This is a genomic window from Phormidium sp. FACHB-1136, assembly GCF_014697375.1.
In the GTDB taxonomy this organism is placed as follows: Bacteria; Cyanobacteriota; Cyanobacteriia; order Phormidesmidales; family Phormidesmidaceae; genus Nodosilinea.
Genome location: NZ_JACJRS010000044.1, coordinates 38,077 through 47,455, shown reverse-complemented (window position 1 = coordinate 47,455; position 9,379 = coordinate 38,077). Strand labels below are relative to the sequence as shown.

6 protein-coding genes are annotated in these 9,379 nt (G+C 59.0%); 2 read left to right on the top strand and 4 right to left on the bottom strand.

Annotated features, from left to right (window positions below):
- The first annotated feature begins 59 nt into the window (after positions 1-59).
- Positions 60-476: a hypothetical protein gene (locus tag H6G62_RS14455; protein ID WP_190496329.1), complete on the top strand. Its 417-nt coding sequence runs from the start codon at positions 60-62 to the stop codon at positions 474-476.
- 74 nt (positions 477-550) lie between these two features.
- Here H6G62_RS14455 and H6G62_RS14450 read toward each other — a convergent pair whose 3' ends face one another.
- The 4 genes from H6G62_RS14450 to H6G62_RS14435 form a co-directional block, all read right to left on the bottom strand.
- A complete protein-coding gene (locus H6G62_RS14450) occupies positions 551-4,375 on the bottom strand; it encodes a CAAX protease (RefSeq protein ID WP_190496326.1) in 3,825 nt (1,274 codons plus the stop codon).
- Entirely contained in the window at positions 4,365-5,210 is an 846-nt protein-coding gene (locus tag H6G62_RS14445) for a PHP domain-containing protein (RefSeq protein ID WP_190496324.1), read from the bottom strand. The genes H6G62_RS14450 and H6G62_RS14445 overlap by 11 nt, the downstream gene beginning before the upstream one ends.
- A 53-nt stretch (positions 5,211-5,263) precedes the next feature.
- Entirely contained in the window at positions 5,264-5,746 is a 483-nt protein-coding gene (locus H6G62_RS14440) for a hypothetical protein (RefSeq protein ID WP_190496321.1), read from the bottom strand.
- 103 nt (positions 5,747-5,849) lie between these two features.
- A complete protein-coding gene (locus H6G62_RS14435; protein ID WP_190496319.1) occupies positions 5,850-8,426 on the bottom strand; it encodes a M48 family metalloprotease in 2,577 nt (858 codons plus the stop codon).
- A gap of 168 nt (positions 8,427-8,594) precedes the next feature.
- Here H6G62_RS14435 and H6G62_RS14430 point away from each other — a divergent pair, with 168 nt between their 5' ends.
- The gene (locus tag H6G62_RS14430) at positions 8,595-9,335 is read left to right on the top strand and encodes a sulfite exporter TauE/SafE family protein (protein ID WP_190496317.1); all 741 of its coding nucleotides are present in this window, start codon (positions 8,595-8,597) and stop codon (positions 9,333-9,335) included.
- Positions 9,336-9,379 lie beyond the last annotated feature (44 nt).

Sequence of the window (9,379 nt, the reverse complement as noted above, 5' to 3'; positions counted from 1 at the left end):
AAATCTTAGCCTCTCGGGCCTGCTGAGGACTCAGCACCTGTTGACCAAAGCCTTGGGCCATGGGGTCGCTTCACTTTGATGAGGGAAATGCTTTCCCATTAACCCTCCGCCATTACTCTTCCGCTGTCTCAAGGGCAACGAATCCTCAAACTTCTATCCCTGCTATTCTGTCAAGTACAATTTATACCAAATTAGATGCGATTACCCTGGATCTTCTATTAGTATCAGGAATAGAAAAAGTCATTCTTGAGGTTAAACTTCTTCGTGGTTCTAAGTTTCTGAATTCTCGACTAATGGAAGATTACGTTAAGCAGGTGTCGAACTATATAGCAAGCAGTAATATTCCAAAGGCTATTGTATATGTCTACAGTATTTCTAATACTGGCAAGATTGTCCGTAATGAGTACCCCTCATTAGGAGTTGGCGGACAAATTACGATTGTTTCTACTGAGAACACTGAGAACAACGCAGCCTAACACTTCACGGCAGCGGACGGGCGAAAGCCGCTGGTGCTGAGTTCAAGGTTATCTGCCGCCGCTGCGTTTTGCCGTTACAGCGTGAAGGGGGCGACGGGTTCGATGTCGGGATTTTCGCCGCCGATTTGGTTGGTGCGGAGAACCCAGAGGGCGGCTCCGTGGTCGAGGCAGAGTTCGGTGATGGTGTCGCTGGCCTTGCGGGGTAGCATGGTGCGCCAGCTTAGCAGTCCTCGGCCTAGGTTTTTGAGGGGATAGTCGGAGAGGTTGCTGCCGAGGGTCTCTTGGGCGGTTTCCCAGTCGGCACGGGCGCTGCCGAAGGGGAGGATGCGGCGCTGGATGGCTTTGCGGAAATGAATGAGTTGGCGGAGTTGTTTAGCTTGGTGCGGATAGCGGGCTTCCCAGGCTTTGAGTTTGGCGCGATGCTCTAGGATGGCGTCTTCTAGATATTTGGCGCTGGCGTAGAGGGCTTGGTTGGAGTCTTGGGCGCAGTTGTTGGCGGGGCCGATGTAGGTGACGCCGTTGCCATCGCCGATGCGGTAACGGGCGGTCATGATTTCCAGTTCTAGGCATAGGTCATCCAGGGCCGACCAGGCGCTGCCCACAAAGGAAAAGGGTTCGGTGTAGGCGGGCAATTTCACCAAAATATCCGACACGGGCCGAGTGCCCATAAAGCCCCACTGGCGGTCGCCCATGTACAGCGTCCAGTCCAGCGTGCCCGCAATTAGTCCGCGCCGACTGTGGGCATAGACCTGGTGGTAGCGGATTTGGAACTGAAGCTCGTTGGCGATGGGTTCGCGCACCACCCGCGCCATGCCGTAAGAAAAATGGCCAAAATACACTGGCCCCTGGGTGGCGGGTTCCGCCTTGGCCCCACCAATGCCGCCATAGACATGCACCAACAATGCCTGATCCCCTTCCTGCCACTGGGCAGCGGCTTCCTCGGCCTCGGCCCAGCGAGGATCAATCAGCACCGATTCAACCGTGCCCTTCTTGGCTGCGAGATTTTGCCAAGATTCTCGTTCCAAATAGTGCCGCCCCTGGCGATGGTTGCCCAGAAACCGACCCGGACGCAGTTGAAACAGCCGCCGAGGCCGCAAAGACTGCACCACAAACTCGCCGCTAGCCGCACAGGCTCCATAGATATACCAGCCGTCCTGGTTGAGGGGAGACTTGTCTAAGTCCTGGTTCACCGAAGCCGGAGTGTCGTTGCTATCCAACACCACCGTCGGCAACCACACCGTTTCGATCAGGCCATCAAACTGCCCGGTAGCTGGGTTGAAATGCGCCACCCGAAACCGCTCCGGCCCTTCATCCACAGCCTCCACAAACCGCACCAAGCCATAAAACCGCCCGGAGGTCTGAATTGGCTCCTGAACCACCGTCAACCGCAGCGGTTTCCTCACCAAATCCTGAGTCTGCGCTAAACCCTGAGTCTGCAACAACCTCTTGTCCCCCTCTCCCACAGGGAGAGCGGCTAGGGGTGAGGGCCGCACCCACTCCACCGTCACCGGATCCGGCAACTGCACCACCACATCATCCACCGGACGCGCCCCCGCCAGGGATTCCAGGGGCGACACCACCCGCCAGTGATTGAGCCTGGTCGGCAAAATCAACCCGTCCCGGTGAGAAGCTTCGGCATCGGCACTGAAGTGAATGTCGCGGCTGACGATCTGAAATTCGCGCCGAAAGTCGGGGTCGGGCCGCCAGTGAAGTTGCACCACCTGACCGATCCAGTCGGCATAGTCCGGTGGTGCGTGGAGCACTTCTAACCCCACATCGCCCTGGGGGTGGCGGTTTTCAAGTTTCGGCAAAATCAGCCGTCCCATCCAGGGGGCCACGGGCCGATACCAGGGGGCCGGGGGCACAAGGCCGGGGGGATAGAAGCTGGGATGATTAAACTCGGTGGTTTGGTAGCGGTAGTAGTTGCCCTGGGTGAGAATGTCGTCCTTTTGCAGATCAAGCTGTTGCCGCAGATCGCCCACCAGGATATCCAGGGTGAGATCCACGGTTTGCTGAAGGTGACTGCGACCATCGGGCAAAAAGGCGTTGGGATCCACCACGCCCCCCGGCACCTGGTGGGCCACCGGGCCTAGGGAAATGAAAGTGATATTGCCCTGGCGCTTGGCCCGATTCCAGTAGGACAGCCGCATTAGGGGCCAGCGACGGGGAAACATGATTGGCCCCAGGCGTTCCACCTTATCGCGGTCGCCCACCAGGTGATAGAGCTGCTCGGCCTCCAGGGCACGGACGTTGCCGCTGATCACGCCGCCAAGGGAAATCACCTCGATGGGGGCAAACAGCGCCCGCCGCAAAAAGGGCATGATGCCCATGGCAATTTGGCCGCCGCCGCTGTAGCCAATCAGGGTGAGGGGCACGCCGCCGCCGAGGGGATAGCCCTGCTGCACCAGGCTTTCGTAGACCCGCTGGGCCACGCCCTGGTTGTAGATCGGGCCGTAGCGTGAATCGGCAGAAACCGCCACAATCATTAGGTTTCGCAGGTTAATCACCATCCCCACCCAGCCCGCAAACCGTTTAGACAGGGCCTTGGTGGAGCGCCAAAAGAAGGCCAACGGTCGGCCCTGGGTGAGGGAACGGTTTAGCACCGAGTAGGGCATCAGTCCTTTCACCAGGGCCATATCGGCGGGAAGGCACTGCCCTAGTTCCGTCAAATATTGGGCCACCGCTGGCTGATAGTCCGCCGTGGCCTGGTTAATGCCGTCCAAATACACAATGTAGCGGCGAATGGCCGGAGCCTCCGGGTTCACCGGGTTCCCATCGTCCAGCGGGGGCAGGGTTTGCACCGGATCGCCATACCACCCGGCCCACCAGCCCAGGGCTTCCAGGGGGGCTAATAATCCGGCTACGACTAGCGCTAGCCCACCAATCCAAAGCACCTCAAACAGTGGCCCCGTGGGCAAGCGGGTAAAGCTCAGGCGGTTCAACACCCGCAGCAGGATGTCGCGCACAGGCTCTAGGGCGAGGCTGATCACCAGGGTCAGCAGGGCCAAGCCGCCGTAGATGACAAACAACCGCAGCCATCGCCGCAACCACACCACCCGAGGATTGAGGGCGGCCTTGGCTAACCACTGCTGGCGCGATGTTGTCGCCCTTGTCCGAACTGTGGCCCGTGGTGCGGGGTTTGGGAAGACTGAATCAGCCCTTGAATCCAAGGACTCTACGGAATCCAAGGAATCCGCGAAATCCAACGACTTAGGGCTATTACTCGCCAAATTTGCCGATAAATCGGGCTTAGACGGGTTTTCCGGCGACGGAGCGGCCCCCTCCGATGTCCCCCAGCCCTCGGTCATGGCTCGCTGGTTAATCAGCATCCGCAGTTGGTTTTGATCCACCACCAATTGCACCCCGGCTACTTTGTTGGTCAGCCAATGGCCAAATCTCACCAGGGGTTGCCCCACGGTTTGCTGAAGCACCAGCAGCACCACCCAGCCCAGCCCCACATGGGCCACCACCAGCGGGGCCGAGAGGTTAGCTAACGCCTCAAAACTAGCGACCACCAGCAGCAAACTCCACACCGCCAGCAGCCGCAGAATCGGCAGGCCCAGGTAGGGCAAGGCTCCCAAAAAGCTCAAGGTCAGCGGCAAATAACCCAGGGTTAGGCTGCGGGTGATAATGTCCAGCGCAATCGGCGCATCCAACAGCCAAGCACTGGCCAGCCAAATGCTGAAGGCCCAGGTGCCATAGCCCACCACAAACAGCAGCGCCGCCAACACCAGGCTAATCAGAAACCGCAGGGGCCGCACCTGGTTCACAAACAAAATGATGCTCTGGGCAATGGCCTGGGATAGCCCCGCCAAAAACACCACCCAAAACCCGCTGTCTTGAAAGCTATCGCTCCAGGGCAACGCCTGACCCAGCACATCAAACAGGTTATTCAGCATGGGTAGCGGCCTGTAGGGAGGCTTTGGCCCGTTGCAGCGGTTCCAGCAAGGCCAGCGGCAACTGAAGCTGATTGAGATGGCTCTGATCCTTAGCCCGCTGACGATCTGGGCTGGGGCCATGGTAGTCGCTGCCACCCGTCATCACCAGGCCATAGCGCTGGCAAAATGCCTCCAGTCGTCGTACATCACTGGGGCTGTGGCTGGGATGATAGACCTCCAACCCCATCAGCCCCGCTTCGACTAACCTTGGCAAAACGGTCTCCACCGTGCCGCCCCGAAACAGGTAGGGATGCGCCCACACGGGCACCGCCCCACAATCCCGCAATAGCCGAATGCCATCCGCCGCCGAAAACTCCGCATAGGGCACGTAGGCGGGGCCGTGATCCCCCAACCAACGGTCAAACACCTCATCCATCGACGTGGCATAGCCCGCCGACACCATCGCCGCTGCCAGGTGAGGTCGTCCCGGTGCGCGGTTGCCCTCCATCGCCGGAAGCGTAATCGGAAGGCCCAGTTCCGCCAGCCGTTCTACCATCGCCGCCGCCCGTTCGCGTCGCACTTCCAACCGTTCCTGCAACGCCGGATCCAAGGCATCCCGGTTGGGATAAAACCCCAGCACATGCAAGGATCGCCCGTTTTCTGTGGTGCTCAGTTCCACCCCCGGCACAATTTCCAGCACATCCCCCGCCGCTGAGAACGCCTCATCCCAGCCCGCCAGGGTGTCGTGATCGGTAATGGCTAACGCCTTGACTCCCGCCGTGGTCGCCTCTTTCACCAGATCTGCTGGGGAGAGAGTACCGTCGGAATAGGTGGTGTGGTTGTGCAGGTCGAGCATGGGGAAAATGGGGAAAATGGGGAGTCGAGAGGATGTGTGGCAAGATTTTGCGCCTAGGCCGTCGCTTCCGCCAAAGCTTGCGTGATTAACGTCTTGGCCTTTTCATCTAGGGTAATCCAATCAATCTCACCATCGGCTTCCACCAAGCCAGCATCTACCGTAACGGGTTGATCGGGAACATAATTCACAAAGCAGAGACGAAAGCACAGTTCCCACACATCCAGGGTGACCACCCGGTCGCCTTGGGTGAGGCGGAGGTGGTAGATCGGGGTAGGGGTGGGCAACTGGCGCAGGGCTTGTTCCAGGTCAGGAGCCGTATCGGCATCGGCCTGATCCAGTTGAGCGGCCAACTCGGCCACCTGCTGTTTTTGGGCGTCGGTGGTGCCCTCCGGCCAGTGTTGGGCCTGGGTATATTCGCTCTGCCAGTCTAGGTTTTCCGTGGCTTTTCGGAGGTTGTCGATGATGCGGATGAGACAGGGCTGCATCAGATGGCTGGCGAGGGCGTGGTCGCGGTCGGTGGCAAAGGTGGGCAGCATAGACACCTACTCCCTAAAGTAGCCATCTTACCGATGCTTGTTACGGATGGTTGCAGGGCTTCGCTACGGTGGCAAAATCTAGGCGATAAGTTGGTTACCAAGCTTAGACCCCAGCCAAGATCACAAAGACCCCTGCTAGACATAGTCCTAGGCTAACCAGGGTTGCCCAGATTGGGGCCACAATCGGGATGGCCTGTCGCTGGGAACTCAGGCCAATGGTGGCGACATCGACCCAAACCACGCCATCATTGCGCCGTCGCCAGCCAGACACGGTGACGGCTCGGCCTATCCATGGCTTCAGGGGAGACGGGGTGGGGCGCAAGGCCCACAGCATCGGTTGGGGGGAAGAAAAGCCCAGTTTCACCAATCCATCGAAAGTCTTGAGATACAGGGTATGGGAGAAGAACCCTTTGTCTTGGTTAGTACCTAGGGGGTTGATCAACGTGCCCGAAAGCCGACAGGGTTCCCCTTCCACGGGCAGTTGATCCGGTTTTCCCAGCAGCCATTTGGCGTCGGAAACGGGGGCTTGAGTGGTGGGAATATCGGGGTAGAGGGTGTTGATTCGGGTCAACAGCCCCAGGCCCAGCCCTAGCAGAATGCCACCGTAGAGCAAGCTTTCATCCTGGTACCACCAGCTCAGGCGGTACCAATTCAGCCGCAGCACCAGCCCCCCCACAAACCAAAAGATCAGGGCAATGCCACTGCCGAGAATCAGGCCCAACACCGGACTTTTTTGGCACATCAGCCGAGGCAGCGAGACCGTAGGCAGAATCGGCAGCGTCGGCTCGGTCAGATCCAGGGTCGGTTGCTGTCGCTGGATGGCCCGCTGGTTGAGCCAGTGCAGGCGCTCCCCCAGGGGAGGATGGGACGCTCCACCCACGAGCCAGTGGCGATAGGGGTTGATCCAGTCATTCAGTACCGTGGCCGATTCGCCCAGGGTCGGGATCAAGCTGCCGGGGCTGAGGGCCGATTGGGGACTCAGGGGCATCAAAATATCCAAGCTTTCCCAAAGGGGATGTAGATGGCTCCGCTGGGCCAGGTGAGCCGGAAGCTGAAGCGTCAGCCAGCGTAACCGTTGCTGCTGGAGGTCGGGCCGTTGGGTAAGGGCTTCAACTCGGTGATCCGCCCAGTCGCTGCGCCGTCGGGAGAGCCACAGCAAGCCTCGCCGCAAACTCCAAAATAAGCCATAGCAAAGGCAGGCCATACCCCCCAAAGCCACCTTGGGAAACCGACGGGAAGCCCCCTCGCTCCACTGGGCCAAACGCCCGCTCAGGACGTGGAAGATCACCAGCCATCCCCCCAGGCCAGAGAGGACGGCTGTGGTCTGGTTCACCATGTGGGCGAGTTCATAGGCATAGAACATTCCTAACAGCTCATCATCACCGCTATCCAGTAGCCCCTGACTCACCACAATGCGCAAATGACGAGGCCGCCAACCATAGCTAAAACACAGGGGATCTGCCGTCGGCAAAAGGCGCAGTTCCGGCAGATACCATCCCATCTGCTGGCATTGTTGCCGCAGCCGTTTGAGGATCTCTGGATGTGTCCCTTGCAGTTGGCGGGTGGTTAAAGGACGCTGCCCGTAGATTTGGGCTAGGAGATAATCCATCCACCAAGGACTGATTAGCATCGAGCCCAGCACCAGGACAACCATGGGGCGCGTGTAGGATCGAGTCAACAGGGGTAGCCCCCCTAGGCTGATGGGCCAAGTTACCGGGTTCAGCACGGTATTGATTACGCCCAATAGCAGGTGCAGCCCCGTGGTGGATACCCACAGCACCACCACCACCGTGATCATTTGCGCGGCCCAGACCTGGTAGGGGGGACTAATCGGAGAATAACGCTGTCCCTGGCGCTGGCTTGACCGAGGCAGGGCGGTTTGGCCACGGGGTAGAGGTTGGCTACCAGTAGGGATCGGGGCCACTGGAGGATCTGAAATCGCAGCGCCCATCGCCGTCATGTCAGGGAGTTCCGGGTGGGCGGGGGCAGGGTCGGGCGATGCTGCTCCCATCGCTTGATTAAGCCCTTGATAATGAAATAATGAGCCCTGCACCAGGGGGGCATCCATCCCGCCTAAATCTGGCCCGCCTAAATCTGGCCCAAGGCCGGGGGCAACGGGGGGCAGCGGCGACCTAGTTTTGCCCTCATGCTGTGTTTTCCCAGGGACGGCGGTGGCTGGAACGGGAGGTGCCAAGGGGGTAAATCCAGTGGGATCGAACGGCAGCGCTGTGGCTGCTTGGGCGGTGGCAGGTGGATTTATAGCAGGCGAATCCAAGGGCACAAACCCGGTGGCGTCAGCGGTCGTGAACTTGGGTGCTGTAGCATCAGACGTTGCTTGGGGTAAAGGCGGCAGTTTCGCGAGCACCGATTCAGCCCATTGACGCGCCTGGGGAAGCCCGCTCGCCAAGACTTGCTGGCACCCTTGGCGGGCTTGATCAAACTGTCCGAGACGTTTCTGCGCCAGAATCAGCCCCATCTGTCCTTTGATCTGCATGGAGGGTGTGACGGTCGGCAGTTGAATGAGCTGCTGAAACTGATTCAACGCGTCATGATCTTGCCCTTGCTTAAAGGCCAGTACGGCCCGACGATAGAGATCCTCTGCTAGGGCATCCGGTTGGGGCGTCGAGGATCTCGGCCCTGGGCCATGGGGCGGGTGTTGCCGTTCCGAAAACTCAGCCATAGGTCGTTGACGATGTCCATCACATCAGGAGGCCCACAGGACATACTCTAGCCAATCTCGTCCCCATTCCGAATCGGATCGGGGGAGCTGCGCTAGTCAGGGGGGAGGCCAACCCCCTAAACTTAAGACTAGGTAAAGAAATCTAAATCACCTTTGCCGACTGCGAACATGATTGCCTTTTATTTGCTTCTCACAAGCTTTGTGGCCTGGTTTATCAGCATGTTAGCGGGTGGAGGGAGTCCTTTTATCCTCATTCCTCTGATTTCGATTCTCCTTGGTGCCCAAGCCGTAGCCCCCGTCATCACCATCGGGCTGCTGGTAGGCAATGCCCAGCGGGGGCTGTTACTCTGGCCGCATATCGATTGGTCCCTTACCCTTTGGTACATCCCTGGCGCAGCCGTTGGAGCCGCGATTGGCTGCTATGGGCTCACCCATGTCCATGCCGAGGGGCTTCAGTTGGTGTTGGGTTTGGGCCTCATTGTCATGTTCTTGAATGAACTCTTTGGCCCCAAGGAGAGTCGATTCAACGTCAAAACCTGGCACTTCCTGCCCTATGCCCTCGTCAACGCCATTGGGTCGGGGCTCATTGGCAGCACGGGTCCGGCGATGAATCCCCTCTACTTCAGCTATGGCCTAGAAAAAGAAGCCATGGTGGCCACCAAGGCCGTGCATAAGGTGGCCCTCCACTTGCTCAAAATCATGGCCTATGCCGGACTCGGCACCCTGAGCCTCCAGCACTTAGCCTACGGTTTAGTCATTGGTCTTGGGGCCATCCCGGCTAACTGGCTCGGCAAAATCGTTCTAGCCAAACTTTCGGCTGACCAATTTCGGCAACTGGTCTACACCTTCGTCGCCTTCAGCGGCCTGTTGATGATTTGGCAGCAGCGCAGTCTGCTGGCCTTTTGGTAGAGTCCTTGTGGCTGAGGATCGAGGCCTGACCGCCAGCCCCTTCA

Coding starts and splice junctions, on each gene's coding strand:
- H6G62_RS14455 (WP_190496329.1), top strand. CDS start 60: ATGGGGTCGCTTCACTTTGATGAGGGAAATGCTTTCCCATTAACCCTC.
- H6G62_RS14450 (WP_190496326.1), bottom strand. CDS start 4,375: ATGCTGAATAACCTGTTTGATGTGCTGGGTCAGGCGTTGCCCTGGAGC.
- H6G62_RS14445 (WP_190496324.1), bottom strand. CDS start 5,210: ATGCTCGACCTGCACAACCACACCACCTATTCCGACGGTACTCTCTCC.
- H6G62_RS14440 (WP_190496321.1), bottom strand. CDS start 5,746: ATGCTGCCCACCTTTGCCACCGACCGCGACCACGCCCTCGCCAGCCAT.
- H6G62_RS14435 (WP_190496319.1), bottom strand. CDS start 8,426: ATGGCTGAGTTTTCGGAACGGCAACACCCGCCCCATGGCCCAGGGCCG.
- H6G62_RS14430 (WP_190496317.1), top strand. CDS start 8,595: ATGATTGCCTTTTATTTGCTTCTCACAAGCTTTGTGGCCTGGTTTATC.